Here is a 26,363-nt window from a genome sequence, read left to right as displayed (position 1 = left end):
ACTGCCGTCGCACCATAATCCTCCATTTAATACGGAGAGTGCCGATACGCCAGTAATGGGCAGGGAGTCGAATCGAGACAGTAAAGGGGTGGATATGCCGGTATCGTCCATTTATTGGCGGCCAGATTCACTGGATGGGGATTCAATTGATTTCGAGCCGGGAACGGTGCTGTTCGAACGATTCCGTCTGGAGCGCCATCTCGGAACCGGCGGGTTTGGCTGTGTGTGGGAGGTTCACGACAAGTGGCTGAACAAGCAGGTGGCCTTGAAACTGAGTCACCACGACCTTGTCAAAGAGACTCTCGTCTTGCGTAACCTCCCGAAGGACAAGTTCATTTCCATCTTCGACTATGCGATAACCCCTGATAAGGCCTTGTCGGCTTACTCCATGGAAATGCTCGCCAAGCCATGGATGACTCTGGACAAGTATTATTTTGAACATGTCTCCAAGAAGAGAAACAACTCAGGACACGTTATTCCGTCGGTCCGTACGGCCGTGTCCATTGCCGTAGACATCTTGCAAAACCTGATCGTCCTTCACGGTAAAAAATACGCCAAAAATTACAGCTGGTGTCACGGGGATATCAAGCCGAATAATATCTATGTGCACATCGGTGAAATGAAAAAGGTTCAAAAAATCAGGTGGGGGGCGCCGACTCCTGCGTTCATAAAAATTGGCGATCTGGGCCTTGCCTGCGAAAAAGGGGCTTTACTCGAAGCCGGTACCTATGGATTCATGGCGCCCGAGCAGGACGGCAGCCGTTGCGTAGGTCCCAATACCGACGTGTATGCCGTAGGCCAGACACTGATGTTTCTGTTAACCGGAGAGTCGTTGACCAGCAACGATATCTCACACGTCTCGAGGTTGAGGGCGAAGCTGACTCGGCACGTGCCGAGCACTTTCCTAGTCAACAAACTGGCTCCCATACTGAGAAAGATGACCTTGAAAACACCTTCCCAGCGCCTGTCCGCTGAGGCCTCGATTGAAAAGCTGAAACAAGTGGTGGTCACGGAGGAGGATTGGTGTATCCTCTCCAAGTTTGCCGGGGAACTCGGAGGGGGGGGCAAGCTGGATGACGCTGCCGACGCTCTTTATCCCGATTTCAGCCGTCTCAATGGCTGGAAAAAGAAGACGACCCAGCGTCTGGATGAAATCAAGGAGTTAGTGCGCTCCGCATACAAACGAAACATTCTGCGACGGCAGGGACATTCCTATTTCCTCTATTGAACCCGGATTGAAGACTGTCCCTGAGGCACGCACCGAAACCGCAAAAATGCATCCATTAGGCGGAGCCGTGATTTCCTTTTGGATAAGGCGGCAATTTCCCCGTCAGCGCTTCCCGCCTGAACCAGACCCTGACTTCTCGTCCTCCACCAGCGGTAGGGTAATCTGCTTTATCGGTTTATACCCCCTGCTTCTAGGCGACTGTCCGTGGGCAACTGCATGTTGAGGAGGTAAGCGTGGCGTTTAGGTCGATCAGGGAGCTTAGGGGCCAGGCGAAGAGCCCGCTGGAAATGATAAAGCAGGTTTTCAAAAGGCCGGACCTTGCAGGCCTGACGGGAATAACCATCGTATCGGCCTACACGGATCCTTGGCTTTTGGGGCGTCTGGTCCGCGAGATAAAGAAATTGCCCGGTATCGGGTTCACATTGAGAGTCCTGTTGGATGAATCTGCCAGCGGCTACCACCGTGACGACGAGGTGACAGAAGCATTAGACGAGCTGGCACAAAGTCTGACCGCTGGTCGAAAATTCAACCGACAAAGCGGTATTCACCTCGTAAACTTAGGACGCCTCCTGCATTCCAAGGTCATCGCCCTGCACGAGCCGGACACGAACCACGTTGCCCTAGGCTCACTCAATTTCACCACTCGGGGCTTTTTCATCAATGAGGAGATAGTGGCACACCTTGAGCGGCGCAGGGATGCCGATGAAGCTCTGAATTATGTGCAGGCGCTCTTCGCAGGGCAACAGTGCCGACAGGTACCCTTCAACCGAACCTCCCGGCCAGCAGGCGGGGCATCGGCCCGGGAATGGCTGCTGCAGGGCCGGATGTTTTTTGACGACAAGGCTACTAAGCCTTTCAATTTTCGGCTAGGCCTGCCGGAACAGCTCCTGAGGCAACCCAATTTCATCGTGCCAGGGGCAGAAATGCAGATGCCGGATAACATATCCATCCTTAATCTGCTCCAGCTGCCAAGAGCCAAGGAGGTGGCTAAATGGAAACGCTTCTGCATTGCCACCTGCTATGGGTACTGGTGCCCGGCGCAGTTTATCGACGTAGTCCGTGAAAACATCGATGCAGTCAACGCCTCCCGCCGCGACATGGTGGTGGAGCAAGTTCTTACCAAGGCCGACGAGCTCAGATTCAGATTTCTGACGACGTTCGAGGTGATCGAGGACAATATCCGGGAGTTCAACCGAGAACACCAGACCAGGTACCGGTGGGACCGGAAGGCCGCCAGCAACCGTCTTGACAACTGGATCCCCAGGGTGATCAACAAGCTTAAGGATAAGAAAAACCTCCAAAGGCTCCTGGCCGGGGTTGATGATGCGGTGGTGCCGGATCTTTGGACCGGCGATGAAATCGCACTCAGGGAGTTCGAGGAGTCCTTCTGCTCCCACCTTGTCTTGGAAGTCTCAAAATCCAAAATAACCAACATGGTAGCGCTTTGGTTGAGTGACTGGTACGCCTTTTCTGAAGGACTGGATCTGTCCGAGGATTGGGACGAGGCGAGAAACGACGAGGACGCTTGGCATGCTTGGCTGCAGACCTGTCTGAATGACCCTTTTCAAGGTTTACCGGCCGACGGCAAGGTCCGGAGGCGCAAGGGAGGGGGCGCAAACTAGCGGTGAACCCGCCGCGGTGTTGAGAGTGTCTTACGATTTGCAATGAGAGGAGCTATTATGAACCAATGTTCGCAACCCCACCAGCACGACGGTTGTAGGGTAGCAAACCGATCACCATTTTTGGTCACATGCCAGCCGACACATTCGGCATTCCAGTGTTCAACGGCGGTAAACAGCCCGCACCAGCCCTCTTCCGAGGTGAATACCTTGGTGCCGTCGGTAACCCCACATGACATTGGGAGCCGTCGTGATGATCTTGCCATCGTGTTTCTTGGGCTGTCCCTGGACTGGCGCTCCAACGTTTAATTTCCGATGCAGCGGAAGTATCGCTACGCTCTCCTTCCGCTGCACCGGCACGATTACCATTCTTTTCCATTGACGACCTCCTTGAATACGTAAATTTACCTCATTTTCGTGTCCAAGAAAACCGGGGCCGCCATAGTACTTTACTATACATAATTAGTGTTATGTATAGTAATAGCTCCCGTTAGAAAGCTACGAGTGCTGCCACTCTTTGAGGGCAGATCTGTGCGAGCCATAGCCGCTTTGCTTCGCTTGCTCAGGGGAGAACGTGGCGTCCTTTTCTATTCCCTATTTGACGTCCTAGATTTTTGCGTGTATATTTGGCGCGTTTTAATTTTAATGAGGTAATGGGGGCGAGGTGGGCGAACAACTGTTCTTGGAGCGGTTCATCTGGTTTGACAACGAGGCCAGACGCGATCGTTACCCCAACGCATTCAAGCTTGCAGCCCAATTCGAAATTAGCACCAAGACTGCCCAACGCTCAATCGATTATTTCCGTGACCGTCTGCAGGCCCCACTTGAATACCTGCTTTCCCACAAGGGGTACCGATACACCGACTCCAGTTTCCAACTGCCGGTGACCCGCATCTCGGAAGCGGAGCTCCTAGCCCTGCTCATTTCCCGCAAATTGATAACAGAGGCATCGGCCGGCTCTTTAGCTGAGGACCTCGAGAAAGTCTCTCGCCGTCTCGGATCACTCCTGGCCGCCAACCTTCCGGGGCGTGCCAAGCCAGAGGATGCCTTTTCCTTCCGCTGGAAGGGGATTAGCCCCACAGATCCGCTCACCTTCAAGGTAGTAACCTCCGCCATTCTGCAGGGAAAGCTCCTCTCGTTCTGCTACTATTCCCCGACCGCCAGCAACTGCACAATGCGCACCGTAGAGCCGCACCACATGGTGAACTATATGGGGAACTGGCACCTCATTGCATTCTGCCGTTTGCGCAGCGACTGGCGGGACTTCGTGCTGGGGCGGATGACGTTCCCGCGGGTTGAGGAGGATTTATTCAAGTTCCGTGCAAACGAGGAGTGGCGGCCTTTTCTTTCTAATACCTTCGGCATCTTCCAGAACCGAAAGAGTTTTGACGTGGTACTTCGATTCACCCCGGACCGTGCCCGATGGGTCAGGGGTGAACTATGGCACGAGGGGCAGAAAGAGGTGATTGAGGCAGATGGTTCGTTGCTGCTAACCATATCCGCCTCGCATGAAGCGGAAATAGTTATGGAAATACTGAAACACGGCTCGCAAGTTGTGGTTGTCGAGCCAGAGTGGCTTCGCCAAAAGGTTGCGCTGGAAATAGAACAGATGTCATCCCGCTATCTCCACCATTAATGCAAATATGGGACGCTAGATGGGGGGGTGCCTCGTGTACGCTGTGAGCGCCGAATGCAAATCGTGGCCGAAACACCACAGATAAATGCAATGATCGGTTGAGGTGCCTAAGGATGAATGTTTTTGACTGTCAGAACCTTTTGACTGTCAGAGCCAGGATCATTGTGAATCCGTTGCCGAGTTCCTGAATTTGACATACTTTCAACTCAGCGATCCCAGTCGTTTTGGTACTCCAGGAAATTGCGGCAATGAGTTCAAGAAGGCGGCCGTAATTTGACCCCGAATGGAGAGCGATAACGGAGAAAAATATTAGGATGTGAGGCTGGTGAGTGAAGGCTTCTTTCCACACCCGTCATACTGCCCAGTGCTGGCACTCAGGTGAGTACAAATTTATGCCCATATTGATACCTGATGATGTCGAACAGTTCACCACTACCGGGGAGGAGGCTTTCTACCGTTTCCTGAAGGTAGCCGCCAAACCCGACGACCGGTTCATAGTCTGGTACTCCCCGGACATCGGCGACTCAGAACCGGACTTCATCCTCTACTCCCCGGACATAGGTCTAATCGTTTTCGAGGTCAAGGACTGGTGCATTGACCAGATCTGCGAGGCGAATCCGAAGACGTTCAAGATCAGGTCTGGGTTCAAGGAAGAATCTCGTACCAATCCCCACGAGCAGGCCCGGGCCTACGTCCGTAACCTGCTCGACTGCATCCGCAACGACGGCAGACTGGTGAACCGAGACGGATTCGCACAGGGAAAGCCGAAAATTCCCATTTCCCACGGCGTTGTTTTCACCAACATCGACTCCTTTGCCTACAGGGAGCGTTTTCCCAACGACGGCATCATTCCCATTTCCAAAATCTTCTTCTGGGACGATCTTGACCACAACCTGTGCGATCCGACCGGTAAAGCCTTTCACGATGCCATCCGTGAGCGCTTCGAGCCGGTATTCCCCTGCCACATCTCGTCTCACGAACTGAACCACCTGCGTCAGCTGCTGTACCCGACAATAAGGATCAATACGATTGATCGTGGTATGCAGGATGAATTAAAGAATCATGACCACAACGTTAGGTTGCTGGACTTGCACCAAGAGGCGGTCGCCAGGAGGTTCAACGGAGGCCATCGACTGGTTTCCGGACCGTCAGGTTGCGGCAAGACCCTGGTGCTTGTGCACCAGGCTGTGTATCTCAAGAAGTACAATCCGGCGGTGAAGCGCATCCTGCTCCTATGCTACAACGTGACTCTGGTGAACTATCTGCGCCGTCTGCTGGCGGCGCAGGGGGCGCCACTCGGACCGGACGGTGTGGAAGTGCTGCACTTCTATGAATTGTGCGAGCGCCTCACTGGTGAGAAGGTCCAGCACGAAAAACAGGACATGGACTATTACGACATCGTAATGGAGGACGCGCTCTCCAAGGACCTGCCGGATGCCATGATGTACGACGCCATCCTGGTTGACGAAGGGCAGGACTTCTCGGACCGGATGCTGCAGGTGGTTATGAAATGCATGAACCGGAAGACCGACTACCTCACGGTCGCCCTGGACGAGGGACAGGACCTGTACGGTCAGAAGCGGAACTGGAAAAGTGTTGGCATCAACGTCAAAGGGCGCGTTCGTCAGCTAAACATCATCTACCGCAACACCAAAGAGATCACCGGCTTCGCCAACCGTTTTCGCTTCGGCGCTTCGTCGCAGGGAGGCGGGGAGGGAGAGCACCCGCAGCACGCCCTGTTTCCCGACACGCGCATCTCCAGTGGTCCGTGTCCGACCGTAAAACAATTCGCCAGCATCGAGAAGGTCATAGATCACGTTGCCAAGGAGATCAGAACCCTCTTGGATGCCGGCAGTTTCCATCTATCCGAAATCGCGGTCATGTACACGATGAAGCGGACGGAACCGGTCGACTCCCCCAGCGTCCCGGACCAGATCGCAGCAGCGCTTGACAGTCGCGGCATCCTCAACAAGTGGCTCTCGGAGGATTACCGCGCCAAGCGCTCTCACGACATCACCTCAAGCAGCGTGACAATTACCACGATTCACAGCGCCAAGGGCCTGGATTTCGCCTGCGTATTCATAGTCGGGCTCGACGCCCTGGAACCGGGCGAGCGTTGGACGCAGGAGCAGATCGATAGTCTAGCCTATGTCGGGGTCACTCGTGCTCGTTACCAATTAGAGATAACCTTTGTCAGAAAGACGAACCTGATGGAGCGCCTTATTGCAGAGGCGAAGTCATGTTAGTCCTAGCGAAAAAAAGCGGCGCCAGATAATAAAACGAGGGAGCCTCAGTTGAGCAAGGCAACGCAAACTAAAGAAGAACAGATTCAGGAGCTGATCCAATGGTATCAGAACTCTCTTACTCTCAAGGTGGGCGAGGCCTGCCAGGATGGTTGCCTGGAGCTTATCTTCCCACGTCTGGAGCGCGCCGCGATGAACCAGGCAAATGGCGGTGACGCCACGGTGTCTCGTTACGCCATCTGGGCGAATACCTTGCGTGATTGCATCATCGCATGTATCCGCGATCTGGGAGGTGATGCCGAAAACCGAGAGGTAATCAAAAAGCTGGTTCTGGTCGCCAACGCTCTCTCCGCCTTTTCAGACATTCAGGCTCTTTATGACCCGATGAAGATCGGCTCCCTGCCACCGCGCAAGGCATAAGCGCCACCTCAACCACGCTGGTAAGTGGTGCCACCTTGGGCAGACTCTGTAGTAAGGGTGAGTAATATGAAGAAGGAAAAAATTCTCGAAGTGGTTGGTGATGGCGGCGGGATAAGCCTGTATGGTTGGAAAACTCGCCAGGGGAAGTGGCGCTTTCAGCTCAGCACCGATGAGAGCACCATCAAATCGATGCTCTCGCAGGAGGATGCTGCAGGGGTGCAGCACACCTCATCCTCTCCCGCGGTAAGTGGCTGGCAAGGCGCTCTGCGGCTGCTTTCACGCTATCCCTGGCGGCAATTGTACCCCCTGTACGTGCATCCCGGGTTTGCCGATGTGGTCTGGAATGAGGTGGAAGCCGATAATGAGGTGTCATGGAACCGTGAGGATTGGTTGGGACTTTGCCTGAAAAGGAATGATGATCGCTCCCACACCGTCTGCTTCTCGCACGGGAAGGAATCCGGACCATGGGGAACAAAGATTTCGGCGATGGCCAAGGTTGCCGCAGGCATAGGCTTTCATGTCGTCAGCATCGATTACTGTAACGAGTTCGATCCGATGGAACGGGTTAAACGCCACCTTTGTGAATTCAAGCCCAGTAACGGTTTGAATGTATTGGTTGGTTCAAGTATGGGCGGTTATGTGGCGACCGTCTCATCTAGCCATTACAAGGTAGACGGTCTCTTCCTCATGGCGCCGGCTTTTTGGATTCCCGGGTACCCGGAACAATTTCCCTCCCCACATGCCAGGAGGACCTCCATTGTCCATGGTCTTCACGATGAAATCGTCCCCTGTCGCAATTCGGTGGAATTTGCCCTGAAGCATCAGGCCGAATTGCACCTTCTGGAGGACGACCATCAGTTGAGCAAGAGCATCCCTATTATCTGCGAGCTTTTCAGAGCTTTTCTGGAATCCCTCCATTGAAAGAGGAAGGTTGTTACGCAGCGCTGCAACAAAAGTCAATTTTCAGGTGCGGAAGGTTCTCAAGAGGCCAAAAACAAAAAATTATAGATTGGATAAGGTGGACGCCGATATACAGGTATCTCTGGATCATTCGTGGGATGCCGTCTTGCTAAAAGGTCATTGTCGGCCAGAACAAGGGAAGCCTCGAGACGCATCATCTGATATAGCGAGGTTCACTTCCGAGGTAGAGTGAGACCTGTTAACATGGGTATGTGTTTGATAAAAAATAATATACTGTGGGGGGAATGTCATGGAAGTAGGCTGCTCTGTAGTTTTGCCTAATACACCTGAACTCGGTATAGGAAAGGTAGTTAAGCAATCTCGACAATATATAACAGTTTATTTCTCTGATGTTGACGAAAACCGTGAGTTTCTTGCAAGCAAGAATGCTTTAGTCAGGTCGGAGCAGATTTCAAAACCTTCGGGGAAGGTGGGTAAGAGGCTGCTCTCTGAGGATGTGCACGGTAGCAAAACAAATCTGGGTGAAAGGGTGGAGCGCGACCAGGAAAATGCCGTCTTTGTGTCCGAGGCTGCAATGGAAGCAGCCCAACAATTCAAGTCGTATTCCGAAGCGCCGACAATTCTTGGGTCGTCTGAAAGTGCTAAGGAACGAGAGTTGGAAGCCAGGAGGCGACATACTGATTTGATGGCCATACGAAATGTCCCTTTTCATGTTATGGCTGAAATTAAGGCCGAAACTCTGCAAAATGAAAAAAAAGAGACTTTCAGTCAGCTGCTTTACGCTCACGAGGACACTCGTACTAACAACCCGCTGGTGCGCCACGGGAAACGTATCAACGTCATGTCATGGACTCATCCTGCCATCCAGATCGCTATGACAGGGGACCTAAGAGAAACGGTCGATATTAAAGCTCATGGCTACACCCTTCGTTCTGTGACACCAGTAGCACGTGCGAAATTTTCTGAGGTTCTTCCCGCCTTAACCGGTTTGTATGAACCAGGCGGAATGGTCGGGACCAGGAAGGCCGAGACACAAGTTACAGGCCTTAAAGCCGTAAAACTGCAAATGACTAGGAATCAGGTTGAAGCATTTTTGAGCAAAATGAATGGTATGATGCTGGTGACTGGTGCACCTGGGAGCGGCAAGACAACCGTTGCGATGCAGCGTATTCGATTTCTTTATGATCAACAGGATGAACGTCTCAGCACTGGTCAAAATGTTAGATACGCAGATAATTTAACCAAGATTTTTTTAGCGAATGAAAATTTGGTTGCATACTCAAAGGATTTACTCGAAAAAGGCCTACAGATACCTTCTTCAATCGTCGAGCCTGTTGATGGTTTCATAAGCGGCTACCTTAATGACGTGTGGAGTTACAAGCATGGCGCCGCCCCTCGGCGAAAAAAGCTATTCTACTTGGAAGAACGCGCCCGCATGGCTTTCTACGGGTTGTGTTCCGATCGGGTTTTGAGGGAATTATGGCAATCGTATGAAGGTCAGATAGCCACAAGACTTGCTGAGGCAGAGGGAGCTCGATGGCTGGATACACCGGAGGCCGCGCAAACGTCTGCCATCGCTGAGCGGCTGGCCCAATCTCTTAGGGCACAGGGTACGAGGACACCAGGGAAAGACCCTTTAGGGTCACGATATTCTATGGATGCCTTATATAGGGAGGTACGAAAAGAATACGAAGAAGCTCGTGTTGCCATGCAAGGCATCGGTGTGCTGAGTACTTTTGATTCGGAGTTTCATAAGTGGCTTTTTTGGGTTTACGACCCTCTCGACTGCTTATTTGCATATTTTGGCGAGCAGGTGTACGACGGGAAGGTGAGAATCAAGAAAGGCATGGCTGCCAAAATAGATGAAGAGAGAGTTGTTGAAGGAATCCGAGAAGACTGGGAAAATCGATCGTTTGGAAGAGAAGAAATCCCCTGGCTCGCATTCCTTTTGCGCTTTGCACTTCCATCCGAAACAGACCAACGCGCAAGGTTCAGAGAGATGCCGAATCCTCTAGCTGTAACCGGCCTGTTGGATGGCATGCGCTGGACGCACGTCATGGTTGACGAGGCTCAGGACCTGTGTGTTGCCCAAGCTGCTCTCCTAGGGTCCTTAGTGCACCCGGATGGAGCCTTTACCGTTTCGGCCGACTTCCATCAGATTGTTTCCCCTGTGTGGGGCATGGAAACACCAGAAGCGTTCAAGGTCGGGATTTCACTACGGGACAAGGGGGTTTATCAGTCCTTTCCATTTGCAAAGAACATGAGGCAGAGCAGACAGGTTGGCCTGTTTTTGCAATCGTTCTATCAGAGTGTCTTTGGAGAAATCGCCCCGTTCGAGGTCAATGATCAAGTGGAGGGCTCCAAACCACTCCTTATTTTGAGCAAGTTCAGTGACTTTGCTGTAAGAATCCATCAGCGTTTGAACGTGTTGCGCAGAAGTTCGTCAATTCGATCCATTGCGCTCCTGCAGGTCAACGAAGACGAAACGGCAATGGAACAGATTCGTGCAAGTTTGGAATCGCGCGGCGTCGTTTTGGCACCGTTATGGGCAGCATCAGATCCCTCAGGGCGTTTGATTACAACAAGTGTTGAGCGTATCAAAGGGTTGGAATACGATGCATGCTTTGTAATAGGTCTTGACGACGATGAAAATCGAAACCTAAATTTTGCAAAAAATAGAGCCTATGTGGCTCTTTCCAGACCAGCACTGCAGTTGGTAATGTTTTGTGAGGAGCTTCCAAGGGCACTGCAGAAAGTGAACCCGGGATTGATGGACATAATTAGAAATCAATGATTTAGGAGATACGCATGGCGGACTCGTTATTCCCAGCCGTTGAGAAATATATCGAGAATGAGGGATTGCTCAACAAGATGAAAGGATATCAGGCTCAATTGTACCGCATAATGGGGCAAGGGAGCACTAGAGCCAAAGGACTGGATCTTCCTCCGGCAAGCATAGAGAGAAGAATTGAGCTGGTTTCCTTCAAACCCCTTCAGGACGCCTCTGCCCCCAAGGCTATCATTGCGGAAATCGACCAAATCCGTAGAGAGCTTGAACGTGAGCTTTCTTTTCTCAAAAAGACCGATGAGCAAAAAAAGCTAGCCAACCAGGTTCTTAGAGGGTTAGGAGTGAGCCAAAGCGGTATAAAGGACAACCGTTTTTATGTGGGTCGGTTAATCCTAAGCTGTGAAAATAGTGGTAGAGCGTGGACGTGGTCCTTGACGCCTCACTATCCCATCATCGAGAATATTCCTCCTGACCTGAATTACATCCAGAAGGCATATTTCAGGGCCGAGGAATTGTTTAAAGAGATTCTTCTTGCTCCTGACATCTTCGAGGAAAAACTCAATTTGTCGTGGCTTATTGCGCGGCATTTCTCAACCGGCGAGAAGGTACTGATAATTGATGTAGCTAGGATGTTCAAGGTTGCCGGGCAATCAGAAAAGTTCTGGAGCACACCTAAAAAAGCCACTTTCGTGGATTTAGTTGATGCTGCATTTATCGCCAATCTCATTAATTGGATGAAGCAATCGGGGGAGCGCTCGTTCTCATTTTCGCAGGCGACACTGCATCAAGCTCACGGGAAACACGCAAAGGCCTTTTACCTTCCCGTGAATACGGAAGGTACCCAGACCAGACCGGTCATCTACATCGACAAGAAATAATCTTTCCATCGAGGAGACAATTATGGCAGTCGAAATCAGCAGAGCAAACGCCAGACAGATTCGTGCAAAATTGATGAGTGCACCGGTCGCTCCTGGCTCGTATGCTCCCTTCATCAATGCCGGTACGGAAAAGATACTTTCCGTACTAGAGCAGAATTACTTCTGCGAAGATCTTGCTGAAGGAGTGTCGTGTTTTAAGTACCTCGAAGGGGATTACGGTAGCGGAAAAACACAGTTTATCCAAAGTCTGGCCGAAAGGGCTGATCACAACCAACTAGTATCCGCTATAGTGAACATTGGAGTGGAGTGTCCGTTTAATTCCCCACTTGCCATTTTCAAATCCATCATGGCTTCCTTCGTCCCACCTAGAAAACACTACCTCGAAAATCTTGATGACAAAGGCATTGAAGTCCTTCTCAGAGCATGGGTCGTCGGCAGGCTTTGCGAACTTGGCTGGAACGTCGGAGAGGAAGTGCCTGATATGGCACGCCGCCAAGTGGAGCAAAACTTCACCAGAACTTGGCACGGGCCGCCGGATCAGCAGATGGCTTATGCTCTGATGGCCTTGGGTAAAAGGACCCTTGACTGGGAGTGCGGTGCGGATGAATCTTCGACGGATCGAGACTTGAGATCCTGGGTTCGCGGAGAAAACGTCCGATCAAAAGCGCTTAAGGAAATTTATGGATTACACGAGCCTGCTCGTGACGAAACGGCCTTCAGACGACTCAAGACTGTCGTAAAGTTTTTGCGGACCCGACTCGGCTTCAAGGGGTTTTTCATCGCCTTTGACGAAGGGACGAGGACCTCAGTCTTCCGGCGCGGAAGCGTGAAACAAAAACAGGCCATTGAAAACATGCTCAGCATGATCAATGAGAACGCCGAAGGAGAATTCGGCGGCGTCATGTTCATGTATGCAGCAACACCTGACTTTAGGAGCGACGTAATCCAAAATTATCAGGCCCTCAACGATAGGATCGGGTCCGTAGCATTTGTTCCAGGGCGGCCGATGACCCCCTTAATCGAACTGCAAGGGCTAAACTCAGACGCGATGATCCGCGAAATCGGCATAAAACTGTATGGAGTTTTTGCCAAGGCAGATGGAATTGAGTTGGATGACGAAGTACAGTTAAACAATATCGATGTGCTGGTGGAGGCGCTAAAAAACCTGAAATATTATGAAAAAGTGCCTCCACGTGATTTCGTCTACAATTACTGTCGCCTTTTGGACCATCAAAAACTTGGCGAGGCATCCCTAAGCCCTCAAGATGCAGAGCAGTTCGTTAAATCCCATGAAATTCCGGAAACGGAGGATGAGGAATGAGCTTGTCTCAAGGCACTCTCGTCGACCACCTGGATTTTGGCCCGGGAAAAGTCGTCCAATCGTTGGGGCAGAAGGTGATTGTTGATTTTTTTGGGGACGAGATAGACTGCGATATCAGCGAACTCATCGTTTTGGGCAACCAAGGGCCGAAAGTTCAACTGGTCGGTCTTGCGGGGGATCGTAACAGGATTTCCTTTCGCCGGGCATTCGAGGCCGTAAACCTCGGGGTTGTTCCTCCCGACAATTCTTCTCTGATTGAGATGAGTATTGGTGGGGAGGCAATAGAGAGGGAAGTGCACGACTCTCTCGTTTGCGCGCAAAAGGATGGGGCATGCAGGGTGGTTTTCGGCGACTATGGAACCGGGAAATCCCATTATCTCCACATTGTCAGTACCGTTGCACGTCGCAGCGGTTGGGTGGTCTCCTATTTGGAGTTCGATCCAAAGGCGGTCGATCCGGCGAAACCTCATCTCGTGTATCGGGAGATTATGTCTAAGTTGCAAATTCCCAAGCGAGACGATGGTACCGGCGCCGATGGCTTTTTCGGTTTGATCGGAGAAATCAGAAAGAATTGGGACAAAGTGCGGGACTTGCCGCTCTTCAAAAGGTCGCCCTGGTTTAAATATGGCTTGGAAACGCTTCGCTTTTTCCCCCACAACGATCATCCAGATTATATCAGTGGGTGCAACTGGCTGGCTGGGCAAAACGTGCCTGTTACTGGACCGGGAAGTATTCGAGAACTCGCTCGTGGAACAACAAACATTAATCCCAAGCTTCTTCCGAACATGCCAAAGGTGCGCGATACTGCCGAAATTTATGTATTCCATCTTGCCGTAGTAAATCAGATCGCCCAGGCGCTCGGATACCAAGGGTTACTGATCGTTCTCGACGAGGCTGAGCATGTCCGTGGCTACAGTGTAAGGCGCAAGGAGAGGGCTAACAACTTCTTCGATATGTTGGCTCGCGCAGCCCATCCCCCGTTGGAAGATAAGAGTGAAATTCCTATTTTGAACGATCACGGATTCGAGCTCCCTCGATACTGGGAGAGTGGTCCCCATTTTGCCCTCTATATTGGCCTCACGGAGGCGGATACCTTCGCGCATTCATTTCTCTCCTTGAGGGATGCATGCGCCTTCCTCCACAATGAGAGGGACATGGTATTACTTCATCCGCCCACCCCAGAGGATTACCAGATGTGGTGCTATTCACTCTACGAAAGGATGCATCGTCACTATCCCACCCAGATGGCTTTGCTGGAGGCGAAGGAAAACATCCGCAAGATTTCAGAAGTGTTGAGGCAAGAATTCGAAAGCCACCGGGAAAATGCCGTGATGCGAACTTGGGTGAAACTTGCATGTTTGATTCCAGCGGTGCTTTTTGCGGACAGAACAAGAACCGTGGAAGATGTTGTGGCTATTGTGACAAAGGCCGTAAACGAGCTCCTCGGCGGATTTTTGCCTTGGGAATAAAATGCAGGGGACCTGAATGGAGGCAAAATCGATTCAGCAGATGATGCCGGATGCCTGGCCAGTCTTTTTCCACCATCGTAAATTACGTCCGCTACAAGAAAAAGCTATCCCGGCTCTGGTGAGAGGAGAGTCTGTCTTACTTTCCGGGCCTACGGCATCAGGAAAAACTGAAGCGGTAGTCGCACCGCTCTTTCAAAGACACCTCTCTTTTCACAGGACGTCACTAGCTGTCGTCTATGTCGCTCCCACCAGGGCGCTTGTTAATGATCTGTACTACAGGTTGGAGGCGTACCTCGGGGCGAGATCCGGAGGAGCCGTCCGTCGATATACAGGCGATCATCATGAACTTGCTTCTGTAGACGGTATATTTCTTCTTCTTACGACTCCCGAGGCTCTTGACTCGCTGCAACTCGTCTCGCCAGAAAAATTCCAAAAGATTCGTGCAGTTGTTATCGATGAAATTCACCTTTTGCACGGAAATCCGCGCGGGCAGCAGTTGCGGCATGTAATCAACAGGATTGAACACAACATTCTGGCCCCGACCCATCCGAAAGATTGTTTTCAACGTATCGGAATGACGGCCACAATCAACGATGTGGATGGTGTTTGTCAACGATGGCTGGGAGTAGGGGCGAAAAGGATCGGAACGTGTGAACAGCGTGAAATCGAGCTGACATTGTTGGATCTCGATCAACCAGAAAAAAGCGTGAAAGCGCACAAGTCCGCCATATTGATTGCAGAGTGGCTGGACTCGAGCAAGCTCAAAAAGGTGATTGTATTCGGTAATAGCAGAAACAGCACACAAGCGCTAGCGGCAGCACTCCACAAGCAACTCGCCGGGACCAGATGGCCAGTCCATTGGCATACGGGAATCCTATCGAAAAGCGAGCGAGAGCGAATAGAAGCGTCGATGAAGTCGGACCGGTTTGGAGTTTGTATTGCCACCTCGACTCTTGAAGTAGGAATAGATATTGGCGACATCGATGCAGTTGTCCTTTGTGATCCACCATTTTCCGTCGGGTCATTTCTGCAGCGTATCGGCCGTGGCAATAGAAAGACGGACAAGTGCAAGGTGGTCGCTCTTTTCCAAGACAAGCAGGAAAAGCTTTTGTTGCAGGCCTTGTATCAATGCGGAATAGACGGTGTCATGGATGACGTGCATGAGTTTGACCGGCCTTCCGTCCGTTTCCAGCAGGTTCTGAGCTTTGCTTGGCGAGGCGTTTCACGGGACAAAAAACCTCTTCTTCGCAGGAGCTTGGCCTCTGCGACATGTGAGGAGGATCATGCCGAAGTTGTCGAAGACATGCTTGACACTGGAGTATTACTTGAGATAGCAGGTGCGCTGATCCCCTCTGACCAGTTCATTGATCTGGGCGAAAAAAGGCTTATTCATTCGGTAATTACTGGAAGAGGATGCGTGCAGATAGCAGATGGTATTACTGGCGAAGCCCTAATTTCTCCAGGCCATACCCCAAACTCTTCCGGTAGCTTATTTGTCGGAGGCGGCTTCAGGAAACTTGTGGAGAGTTCTACTGGCGAAATGAGCTTAGAAAAAACTGATAGAGGCCCGCTCCTACAACTTCCTTCAGTCCGAGGCAAGCGGTGGTTGAGCAGGGTGGTCGTATGGGCAATAGCTGGAATTTCTGGAGCGGATCCGCGTATATGGAAGTACTCCAAACATGAAATCATGACCTGGGGGGGAGAATACAATCGCCTTCTGATCTTACTTTTGAGACGATATGCAGGTAATCGCAATGACAAACTCAAAGCAAACGAATATTCGATTATTTCACTTTTTGATATTTCTGAGATTACGCCTCTTCAATTTCTAGAGTGGACTTTGGACTTGGAGTCCAAGCAAAACGCTCCTCTTCACGAGGTTTTGCCTTTTTGCGAAAAGAGTCAATTTTTTCAATATTTAAGTCCAGAACTTCAACGAAAAGAAGCTTTTAACTCCATACCATTCAATGGATTCAAGAATTGGCTTAATGACTGTGAATCCTATCTTAGTGAAGAATAAGTATTGCTAATTTCTTTTATGGATACCGAACTCTCCGATCTGAGACGCTGGGTTGGAGGTCGGCTACCACAATCCGCTTTACAACAGCGCCACCGGCCTGAGTCTCTTGATGAAGGATCCAACAGTGGCAGTTGCCGTGTTTTGGCGCTGAATTACTTACTTGAGGTATGTATGAGTTCAAGTTTTTCATGGCTGGATTATTCAGAAGCTGAGCGCCGTAAGGCTTTAGAAGTTGCCGACTCCTTTAAAAACCGTGACACGCGTGATGAGCTTGGTATCGGAACAGTGCGGGATGCCTTTGCCAATCTTCTGTTCCCCGGTACTACCACGATCCAGACCCGGGCCAAGTATTTTCTCCTTATCCCTTGGGTTTACCTGGGATTGGAGCAACGGTTCCGCAGGCGCCCCCCCGCATCAAGGGAAGATGTGGCCAAGGCTGCTCGCAGGGAAGAAATAGCACTTATCGATATTCTTAAAAACTCTGATGACCCCGATGGCACTATCGGTGTTGAGGCACGCGAAAACCTTAAACGCCTCCCCAGTAACGTGTACTGGTACGGAATGGGGGCTTGGGGAATAAGAAAAGTTGACGTCTCCCAGGACCAGTACCACAAGTTTTTGGTCAAATATGGTTCCCCTGCTCCTTTGCGGCGAGGTGCTGATGACGTCGACGACTTAGGCGCGGCATACAACTGGCACCCTGAGCTACTCTCCCTGAAGCCCTCGAGCTATCCTCAGAAATTGTCTTTTGTGCTCTCTGACGACGAGTCCGAATTTCTAAAAGATCGGATCAAAGGAATAAAGGGGCGCAATGCGAGTTTGCTGGCTGTTCTCGCCGACTCGGAAGAGGCCTGGGAACCTTTACAATTTGCCTGGGAGCACGAGTCGGCAGTAAATGGCACTCTCCCTCCGGAGGTGAAACGTGCCCTCTCCCATGCCCGCAACTTTTCTGAAGTTATGTACGGTGCTTCTTTACTCTACAACCTGATGCTCGCCAGGCGGTTCTTTAAAACTTTCTCGGCACTGGAAGATAAAATCGATTTTTATGAAGCCGAGGTAGCCAAATGGGGAGGCATGATAACTGCGCGCAAGGATGCTTATGTCACCTGGGATCGACAACAGTTCTGGCAGATAGTCTCTGGCCAGAACCCAGCGATTCCCAACCGTACAAGGTCTTTCATAGATGCGTGGCTGGATCTTGCCCTCACCGGTAAGGATCCTGGGGTTACCGCAACAAGTGAGAATGCCCAAGCCCTGGTTTTGAACCGGGAGCGCAGCCACAAGCCGACCGGCATGGCGCGCCTTGTCAACGAAAATGCCTTGAGGCAGTGGAGCGGAGCTGCCGGTGCTTCACAACTCGACTTCCGTTGGGGAGTTTCCCAGCGACTGCTGACAGATATCCTGTCTCCCGGTCAGGTTCAGGGCAGTCCGGCACCCTCGGAGGTTAAAAATGCTTGAGCCACATAGTCGGCGCCTTTTCCTTGAGTCCCTGTGCCCGCCCGATGGCTATGCACTTGATTATGCAGTGGGGACGACCTTCTCACTCGACCTTCTTGCCCTATTATCTGTTCCCTTGGCATTTACCTTCTCCGACTGGGAGGACAGTGAAGGGCAAACCACAGAAAACAATCTGGCCCTGCTGGAATCGATTAAACGCCATGCCAATAGGATTTGCATTTTTTGCCAGGCCGGCCAGATCTCCGTGCCCAAAAAAGATCAGCGGCTATTTGCCTATCTCGAGCAGTCGGTGTTTGAGGTAACCGCTAAAAAGAAGTTCGGGGTATTTCATCCTAAGACTTGGTTGTTGCGCTTTACCTCAAAGCTTGACCCTACCATTCGGTACCGGTTTATCTGCCTTAGCCGCAACCTCACCTATGACCGCTCATGGGACACCGTCCTCGTAATGGACGGTGCTTTACAAGACCGCAGAAATGCCTATTCTAAAAATCACCCTCTGGGCGATTTCTTCAAGGCATTGCCCGGTTTAGCGTCACTGACAGGGCGCTCTGTCCCCGCAGCTGTTCAATCGAAAATAGATACTTTAGAGGAAGAGGTGCGCAAAGTTGCCTTCGATTTTCCTACCGCCCTGGACGACAGAAATAACCCAGTAGCTTTTGAGGAATATCAGTTTTGGCCTCTGGGCTTGAATGCGCGCCCTGACTGGCCATTTGATGGGGGGGACAATGAACTGGTTCGCCGTCGCATGCTGATCATTTCGCCATTTCTGAGTGACGGGGTGCTGCGGCGCATAACCAGAAAAAGGAATAACTGCATACTTTTAAGCCGGTCGGATGAAGCAGTACAGATCCCGAAGGAGGTCTGCAGCCAATTTGAGTCGCTTTATACCTTGGCACCGGATGCCTTGCCCCAGGATCTGGACACTGACCAAGAAGGAAAAGATGCGCTTTCCGGTCTCCATGCCAAGCTTTTCCTGATGGATGATGGATATAAGGCCCGGTTGTGGACCGGATCTGCTAACGCTACAAATGCGGCTTTCCCGGATCCTGCAAAAAGGGAGGATAGGGAAAAGGGGAATGTAGAATTCATGGTGGAATTAACTGGGCCTCGCAGAGTGTTCGGCATTGAGCAACTCATGAGTAAAAAGGCAGGGACTACTTCATTCTCAGACTTGCTGGAACCTTTCACTCCTCCCGATCACCCCCCGGAGGTGGACAGGGACCTGAAAAGTATTGAGAATGACCTGGACACCGCCCGGCGTTTATTCGCATGTCGTGTTTTGCGCGCTGTCGTTTCCGCTGGGCCAGTTGATGGTAGCTATTCGACCCGGTTAGTTGCCAGTACACCTTTGACTGCTTTGAACGGTATTAACGCGATCTGCTGGCCGGTTACTTTCCCAGAGCATCTTGCGACTGGCTGTTCGATGCAAGCCGGAGAGTTGGCCGTGTTCGGTGGGATGACTTTGGACGCCATTACAGCGTTTTTTGCCTTCGAATTGGTACTGGAAAGAGCAGGCAAAAAGGCGAAAACCCGGTTCGTCGTCAAGGCTGACCTAGAAGGTGTTCCAGAAACCCGGTTCTCATCCCTGCTCCGTTCCCTTCTTAATAACAAAAACAAGGTGCTTCAAATGCTTCTCATGCTGTTGGCGGACCAGGATGCACCCGCTTCTCAGGGAGGAATCCACCCCGGACAGCTTGATGTAGATGGTGCATCAAGTGGTGCGGCGGCCATTCCCCTGCTTGAGTCATTACTTGGGGCGCTCGACCGGGATCCGGCGAAGTTGGGCCGGATTAATGACTTGGTTGCCGATCTTATGGCGACCGATGAGGGGGCTGAATTGCTTCCCGATGGTTTCAACGACATCTGGCCGGCCATCTGGGCCGCTCGGGGAGAATTGCAATGAGTGCTGCCGCTGGTGTACGCCCTGATGTTCACAAAATTTTGTCCCAACTGAAGCCGTTTCAGCGGGATACTGTTGAGTACGTGTTCCAGAGGATGTATCTCGATAGCGACTCTACCAACCGGTTTCTGGTTGCAGATGAGGTCGGCCTTGGAAAAACAATGGTCGCCAAAGGTCTCCTCGCTAAAGCCATTGACCACCTTTGGAGCACGGTTGAGCGGATTGATGTAGTGTATATCTGCTCCAACGCGGATATCGCGCGACAGAACATTACACGACTCAACCTGACCGGAAGCAGTGACGCGGGATTCGCTTCCCGTATAACACTGCTACCGATGTACCTTGATGCGTTGCAGGAGCGCAAACTCAATTTTATTTCCTTTACTCCAGGGACCTCCTTCGATATGCGATCGAGCATGGGGGTGGCGGAGGAGCGCCGGTTGTTGTACTGGATGCTGCATGAGGCCTGGGAGTTTGGGGAAAGGATCGGACCTAAAAACGTCCTGCAGGGGTATGTCTCTAATGCGGAGGGATGGAGAAGTGGTTTACAGATAAAACCGTACTTTGATGCCGGGGTGTGTGCGGGGTTTATAGCTGCAATTACCGAGTATGATGCCGAGGGGGTCTGCGACGGAAGAGTTCCTCTTCGTCAGAGGTTCGAGGCTCTGTGCGAGTTTCTGTTTAGGGCAGACCGCCGGATCACTACGGAAGTGGCAGTCGAGCGCAACCGTGTCATCGGGATCTTGCGCAGAATCCTCGCGAAGGCCTGCCTACGGTTCCTGGAGCCGGATATTGTTATCATGGATGAGTTTCAGCGGTTTAAGAACCTCCTCTCGGGAGAGGACGAAGCAGGACAACTCGCTCAGGAACTTTTTAATTACTCGGATCAGCACTCGGAAGTCCGCACGCTGCTGCTATCGGCGACCCCCTACAAGATGTACACCCAATATGGAGATCAGGAGGATGACCATTACCAGGACTTTCTCGATACCATCCGGTTCCTGGAGAAGAAGGAACCCTTGGAGATCCAGGGAATCCTGAAGGAGTTCCGTCAGGAATTGTTCCGCTGCCATGATGGGGAGTTCGGGAAACTGGTGGACATCAAGTCGCGGCTGGAAAGGAGGCTGCGCAGGGTGATTTCGCGAAAGGAACGTATCGCCGGCTCTGTCACCAACGACGACATGCTGACGGATAAGTCTGAGAAGAGATTACCGGTGTTGACCTCCAAGGATGTGCAACACTATCTCGTACTTCAGAAAATTGCACGGCACCTTGAGCACGGGGAAATGATTGAGTACTGGAAATCTTCACCCTACTTGCTCAATTTCATGGATGGTTACAAGTTCAAGGAACGGTTACATGCCGCTGTTGATTCCGGGACAACGCAGGAACTTGCAGCAATCATCGGCAGTGCGCCTGACGTAGTTCTCCCTTGGAAGCAAGTCGCACGTTATGGGGAAATCCCCCCTGCAAACCCGCGCTTACAGCAACTTTTGGACGACATAATTGACAGCGGGGCATGGCAACTTCTTTGGATGCCGCCTTCATTGCCGTATTATGCACCGTCGACGGGCCCCTATGCCGACCTTGGCGAGGCGCAACTCACAAAACGCCTGGTGTTTTCATCGTGGAATGTGGTGCCGAAGATGATTGCCGCCATGGTTAGTTATGAGGCGGAGCGGCGCATGTTCGGCCTCTTTGAAACTAATCCCGAGTATTCACCGGACTGGCGCAAAAAACAGGGCACGCTGCTCAAGTTTGCTGCCAACGAGAGGCTAACGGGAATGCCGGTTCTGGGAGTTCTCTATCCTTGTTTCACTCTTGCGCAGCTTTGTGATCCCTTAGATATCTATGCTGAGAGTCTACGTCTGTCAAATGGTATGCCATCACTTGACGCTGTGAAGACATGTGTTGAGGCAAAAATTGAGACGCTTCTAGGTAATCTGGCAGCCCAAGAAAATATGTCCGCTGCGGTAGACGAAAATTGGTATTGGGCTGCTCCCATCCTGCTCGATTTTCAGCATGATAAGAAGGTTGCGGATTGCTGGTTCAACCAGGAGGACCTTGATGAACTGTGGAGCGGGGAGGAGACCGACGAAGCAGAGTACGAGGATGAGGATAAGGGAAAGGGTAAGGAAAGTAACTGGTCCCTACATGTAAAAAGGGCTAAAGAGCTTCAGGCGGGAGCCGTTGTGCTGGGGCGTAAGCCGCATGACTTGACCCAGGTTCTGACACTTATGGCTCTTGGAGGGCCGGCTATCATCGCTTTGCGTGCTTTATGCCGCCTAACTGGATCTTTTCACGCAGGTATCGATCATCGGAATGGAGCCGCTAAGGTCGCCTGGGGCTTCAGGAGTTTCTTCAACCGTCCCGAGGTAACCTGCCTGTTGCGTGGTCTGGATCGGGACCCAGTGTACTGGCGCAGAATACTTGAATATTCGGCAGAGGGTGGGCTGCAGTCCGTGTTGGACGAATACGTCCACGTCTTGCAGGAACATCTTGGCCTAATGGACCATGACGAAACTGAAACGGTCTATGCCGTAGCCACGGCAGTAGTTGAGTCTCTGCAGTTAATCACTGCCCGAATTGATGTCGATAAGCTGGAACCCTTAGTGCGAAAGAAGGAATCTATGCGCGGGCACTTCGCCTTAAGGTTCGGCACGCAGGATTCAGAGGATACCGGTAAGGAGCCAACACGTGAAGATCGAGTCCGGCAAGCCTTCAACTCGCCTTTCTGGCCCTTCGTTCTATCTTCAACGTCGGTAGGTCAGGAAGGACTTGATTTCCACCCCTATTGCCACGCCATAGTGCACTGGAATTTGCCCAGTAATCCGGTCGATATGGAACAGCGAGAAGGAAGGGTTCATCGCTACAAGGGGCACGCCGTTCGTAAGAACCTGGCACAGACGTATTCTCATACGGTAGCCACTCGTACTATTTCGGATCCATGGAAAGCCATGTTTGCCGAGGCCGTAAGGGACCACAGCTCGGCAAGTCGCGGGATGTCGCCGTACTGGAATTTCCCGGTTGAAGGCGGCGCTCGAGTAGAGCGTTATGTGCCTGCCTTACCCTTCAGCCGGGATCACATCAAACTGGCTGCATTACGGAAATCATTGGCGATCTACCGGATGGTTTTCGGACAATCACGGCAGGAGGATCTCGTTGAATACCTGCTGAAGCATTTGTCAGAGGCTGAGGTGGCACCGGTCTCGGAGCTTTTGCAGATAGATCTTTCTGCCCCTATTAGCTAAACGTGTGTGCGAAGGCCAGGATATAGATGGCGTTTCAGAGAAGAATGATCACTGAGGGGCATGCCCCATTTCACCCACCTGTGTTAGCGCTGAAAATAATGGTGAGAGGAGAAGTTACTAAGCAGTAGTTTGTACAATAAATAAATGCAATTCTCCTGGTTATCGGTTAATAATAGCCTCCTACCGTTTGGGGGGCTTCAGCCAAAATTAATAACGAAGCCCTATTCGAAGAGCGCATCAACTAAAAGTAGAGAGATCAACAACTGTTAGGGCTCCGGTAACAAGATAGCAAAAGACAAATCTGATTCACGTCAAAGGAATAGTAGATGCAAAAACGATTGGCTCCAGGGGCGAGGATTACACTTCGGGATGAAGATTGGATTGTCCGCCGTGTCGATTTAAGCGATGACGGTGGTCATGCGTTGACCTGCGATGGTCTGTCTGAACTGGTTCGAGGCACCACGGCGACCTTTCTTGAGCGATTGGAAGATGATATCCAGCTCCACGACCCAGCCAGTACCGAGTTGTATCAGGACAGCAGCCCCTTTTTTACCCAGGCACATCTTTACCTCGAGAGCCAGCGTCTGCGTACTATCGCTAATGATCAACAGATTCACCGCGCCGAACAGGCGGCGATGCGAAAAGCTGCCTATCAGAGGGTGCCGACCGAAAAGGGGCTGGCACAGGTCCGAACCCGCATTCTTATCGCTGATGGGGTAGGCCTCGGAAAAACGTTGGAAGCCGCGATGCTGGCCACCGAACTGGATATCCGTGGTCGCGGTCGGCGCATCTTGGTAGTAACGCAAAAGAGCATGCTGACCCAATTCCAGAAAGAGTGGTGGTCGCGCTTCACCATACCGCTAGTCCGTCTGGATTCGGCTGGCATTCAGCGCATCCGCAACAACATTCCTGCCGGGCACAACCCCTTCAACTACTACGACAAGACCATCATCTCGATGGACACCCTGAAGGGGAACAACGAGTACCGAAATTACCTCGACAAGTCCCGCTGGGACATCATCGTCATTGACGAGTGCCACAACGTGGCTGTACGCAAGGGGGATGCAGGTTCATCTCTCCGGGCACGACTGGCCAAGAACCTGGCGACCAAGTCTGACACCCTGATCCTGCTCTCGGCTACGCCCCATGATGGGTCGGCCAACAGTTTTGCTTCCTTGATTTGGTTGCTCGACCCCACTGCGATCTCCGATCCCGAGGATTACACTCGTGCGGACCTGGATCGTAAGGACCTGTTCGTACGTCGATTCAAGAAGGACATCAAGGGACAGGCAGAAGGCCAGTTTCCGGAAGCGGTGACCCGTCGGCTCTCGGCAAAAGCCACTCCTGAAGAAGAGGCCGCCTATCGCGCTGTGTTGGAAATACCCTTTACTCAGAAAGGGGAGCATTGTGCCGGAAAACCCTCAGAACTCCAACGTGTTGGTCTCCAGAAGGCGCTCTTCTCAAGCCCTGCCGCAGCGGATTCTTATGCCCGCAACCGCATCGACAAGTTGCGCAAAGGCTTTTCCATCACTACAGACGAAGAGTTGGAAATCGCAGCCCTGCTATCTTTGCGCCAAGACCTGCAACAGATTACCCGGGAACGCTTTAGCAAATATCAACGACTGCTGCAGACTCTTAAGGATGCCGATACCGCCTGGACCGGCCTCAACAGCCGCGACCGATTGGTGATCTTTTCCGAGCGCATCGAGACCCTAAAATGGCTGTTTGAGCACCTTCCGGTGGATCTGAAATTGCCAGAGACAGCCTTTACTATTCTCGACGGCAGCCTCTCGGATATCGACCAGCAGGCGATTGTTGAACGCTTTGGTCAGGAGCACGACCCCCTGCGTGTGTTGCTTTGCTCGGACGTGGCTTCCGAAGGTCTGAACCTCCACTACCAGTGTCACCGTTTGATCCACTTTGACCTGCCTTGGTCGCCCATGGTCTTCCAGCAGCGCAACGGCCGGGTGGATCGTTTCGGTCAGGAGCACCAGCCACGCATCGACTACCTGCTCACCGAGTCGGCCGTGGAACGCATTAAGGGTGATATGCGTGTCATCGAGGTTCTGGTCAGCAAGGATGAGCAGATCAGCAAAAACATTGGTGACCCTGCCTCCATTCTGCGCCGCCACAGTGTAGAAGAAGAGGAGAAGGTGGTAGCAGAGGCCCTGGCTGAAGGCATGAGCGCTGAGCAGTTCGAACATCAGTGCATTGACGAGGCCAAGCCGGAGGACGATGAAGATGACTGGGAAGCTGCACTTTTTGGTAAGCCAGAAGAACAGGTTAGTCCAGTGGCAAAATCCGAGACGGCTACAGTAGAGTCCCACCGGCTGTTCCCCGATTTCTACAGTTTCGCTCAGCAGGCCATAGAGACCATTCCTGAGGCACGGGGTTATCAGAAAGATGACCGGGCCCTTATGCTACGTTTCACTCCGCCACCCGATCTGCAACGCCGTCTGCGTCGGCAGCTACCTGCAGAAGTCTTGCGTGAAACCGATGAATATGTGCTCTCAGCTCATTCTGGTCTAGTCGAGGAATCGATCCAGCGCGCCCGTGAAGAAGATCAACAAGGTGCGGCATGGCCAGATATCCAATACCTCTGGCCGCAGCATCCGATCAGCCAGTGGCTCATCGACCGGGTCATTGGCAGTGTTGGCCGGCGACGGGCACCGGTGATGATCAGTCCTCACCTGGCTAAGGGGGAACAGGCTTTCCTGATGCTCGGCCTAATTCCTAACCGCAAGGGGCAACCGTTGATCTCGGAATGGAAGGCGGTGGTCCGTAAGGGTAATGAGAATTTCGGTCTCGAAGATTTCGACGTCTTTTGCCGTCGTGCCGGTCTACAGATACGAAAACTGCCCAATGCGAATAAAATGGTTGACCTTGTAGCCTTACAGCGTTCCCTTGGCGATGCCGTGTCGACCATGCAACGGTTCGTTGAGGAGCAGGTGCGCAATTTTAGGGGAGTGCGCCAGCAGGAGGTGAAAGACAAGCTGGCCCAGCTCGACGAGTTACGTGGTGCCCAGGAGCGTCAGTTGGAGCTTCGGTTGGAAAATTTGCTGACCACAGTTCGGGAGTCACGTAAGGCTCGCCGGATCAAAGATATCGAAGATGTCTTTGAGGAATATGGCCAGTGGATCAAGGACAGTCTGGAAATAGAGCCGGTGCCCTTCGTGCAGGTGCTGGTCGCAGTGTTGGGACAGGAGTAGGC

The 26,363-nt window shown here is 51.9% G+C and carries 15 protein-coding genes and 1 pseudogene; 15 read left to right on the top strand and 1 reads right to left on the bottom strand.

What is annotated here, in order from left to right; translation table 11 throughout:
- The first annotated feature begins 94 nt into the window (after positions 1–94).
- Positions 95–1,228 (top strand): serine/threonine protein kinase, encoded by a 1,134-nt coding sequence (locus GEOBRER4_RS13535; RefSeq protein WP_185242746.1) that lies wholly within the window; start codon positions 95–97, stop codon positions 1,226–1,228.
- Positions 1,229–1,461: 233 nt separating this feature from the next.
- The gene (locus GEOBRER4_RS13530) at positions 1,462–2,850 is read left to right on the top strand and encodes a phospholipase D-like domain-containing protein (protein ID WP_185242745.1); all 1,389 of its coding nucleotides are present in this window, start codon (positions 1,462–1,464) and stop codon (positions 2,848–2,850) included.
- A gap of 89 nt (positions 2,851–2,939) precedes the next feature.
- Here GEOBRER4_RS13530 and GEOBRER4_RS13525 read toward each other — a convergent pair.
- Positions 2,940–3,138, bottom strand: a pseudogene (locus GEOBRER4_RS13525) (IS3 family transposase); the annotation flags it as partial.
- 373 nt (positions 3,139–3,511) lie between these two features.
- Between GEOBRER4_RS13525 and GEOBRER4_RS13520 the strand changes: the two are divergent.
- The 13 genes from GEOBRER4_RS13520 (at position 3,512) to GEOBRER4_RS13460 (ending at position 26,361) form a co-directional block, all read left to right on the top strand.
- A complete protein-coding gene (locus tag GEOBRER4_RS13520; RefSeq protein WP_185242744.1) occupies positions 3,512–4,483 on the top strand; it encodes a helix-turn-helix transcriptional regulator in 972 nt (323 codons plus the stop codon).
- Positions 4,484–4,875: 392 nt separating this feature from the next.
- Positions 4,876–6,729 carry a DEAD/DEAH box helicase gene (locus GEOBRER4_RS13515; protein ID WP_185242743.1) on the top strand — a complete coding sequence of 618 codons (1,854 nt, stop codon included), beginning with the start codon at positions 4,876–4,878 and terminating at the stop codon, positions 6,727–6,729.
- Positions 6,730–6,777: 48 nt separating this feature from the next.
- A complete protein-coding gene (locus GEOBRER4_RS13510) occupies positions 6,778–7,146 on the top strand; it encodes a hypothetical protein (RefSeq protein WP_185242742.1) in 369 nt (122 codons plus the stop codon).
- Between the two features lie 66 nt (positions 7,147–7,212).
- A complete protein-coding gene (locus tag GEOBRER4_RS13505; protein WP_226377787.1) occupies positions 7,213–8,067 on the top strand; it encodes a YqiA/YcfP family alpha/beta fold hydrolase in 855 nt (284 codons plus the stop codon).
- A gap of 289 nt (positions 8,068–8,356) precedes the next feature.
- Positions 8,357–10,861, top strand: coding sequence for a helicase domain-containing protein (locus GEOBRER4_RS13500; RefSeq protein WP_185242741.1), 2,505 nt, complete (start codon positions 8,357–8,359; stop codon positions 10,859–10,861).
- 14 nt (positions 10,862–10,875) lie between these two features.
- Positions 10,876–11,733: a hypothetical protein gene (locus tag GEOBRER4_RS13495; protein ID WP_185242740.1), complete on the top strand. Its 858-nt coding sequence runs from the start codon at positions 10,876–10,878 to the stop codon at positions 11,731–11,733.
- A gap of 22 nt (positions 11,734–11,755) precedes the next feature.
- Positions 11,756–13,054, top strand: coding sequence for a BREX system ATP-binding domain-containing protein (locus GEOBRER4_RS13490; RefSeq protein ID WP_185242739.1), 1,299 nt, complete (start codon positions 11,756–11,758; stop codon positions 13,052–13,054).
- On the top strand, positions 13,051–14,523 hold the full coding sequence (locus GEOBRER4_RS13485) for a BREX system ATP-binding domain-containing protein (protein ID WP_185242738.1): 1,473 nt from the start codon (positions 13,051–13,053) through the stop codon (positions 14,521–14,523). Before GEOBRER4_RS13490 ends, GEOBRER4_RS13485 begins: the two co-directional genes overlap by 4 nt.
- A gap of 16 nt (positions 14,524–14,539) precedes the next feature.
- Positions 14,540–16,543 (top strand): DEAD/DEAH box helicase, encoded by a 2,004-nt coding sequence (locus GEOBRER4_RS13480; protein ID WP_185242737.1) that lies wholly within the window; start codon positions 14,540–14,542, stop codon positions 16,541–16,543.
- A gap of 171 nt (positions 16,544–16,714) precedes the next feature.
- Positions 16,715–18,001 (top strand): DUF6361 family protein, encoded by a 1,287-nt coding sequence (locus GEOBRER4_RS13475; RefSeq protein ID WP_185242736.1) that lies wholly within the window; start codon positions 16,715–16,717, stop codon positions 17,999–18,001.
- Complete coding sequence (locus GEOBRER4_RS13470; protein WP_185242735.1) at positions 17,994–19,904, top strand: phospholipase D family protein; 1,911 nt, start codon at positions 17,994–17,996, stop codon at positions 19,902–19,904. Before GEOBRER4_RS13475 ends, GEOBRER4_RS13470 begins: the two co-directional genes overlap by 8 nt.
- The gene (locus GEOBRER4_RS13465; protein ID WP_185242734.1) at positions 19,901–23,152 is read left to right on the top strand and encodes a helicase-related protein; all 3,252 of its coding nucleotides are present in this window, start codon (positions 19,901–19,903) and stop codon (positions 23,150–23,152) included. Before GEOBRER4_RS13470 ends, GEOBRER4_RS13465 begins: the two co-directional genes overlap by 4 nt.
- Before the next feature lie 326 nt (positions 23,153–23,478).
- Positions 23,479–26,361, top strand: a complete 2,883-nt coding sequence (locus GEOBRER4_RS13460; protein WP_185242733.1) for a DEAD/DEAH box helicase — start codon at positions 23,479–23,481, stop codon at positions 26,359–26,361.
- The last annotated feature ends 2 nt before the right edge of the window (positions 26,362–26,363 follow it).

This window comes from Citrifermentans bremense, assembly GCF_014218275.1.
GTDB classification, from domain to species: domain Bacteria; phylum Desulfobacterota; class Desulfuromonadia; order Geobacterales; family Geobacteraceae; genus Geomonas; species Geomonas pelophila.
The sequence above is the reverse complement of the archived record's forward strand: the minus strand, read 5'-3'. Positions and strand labels throughout refer to the sequence as shown.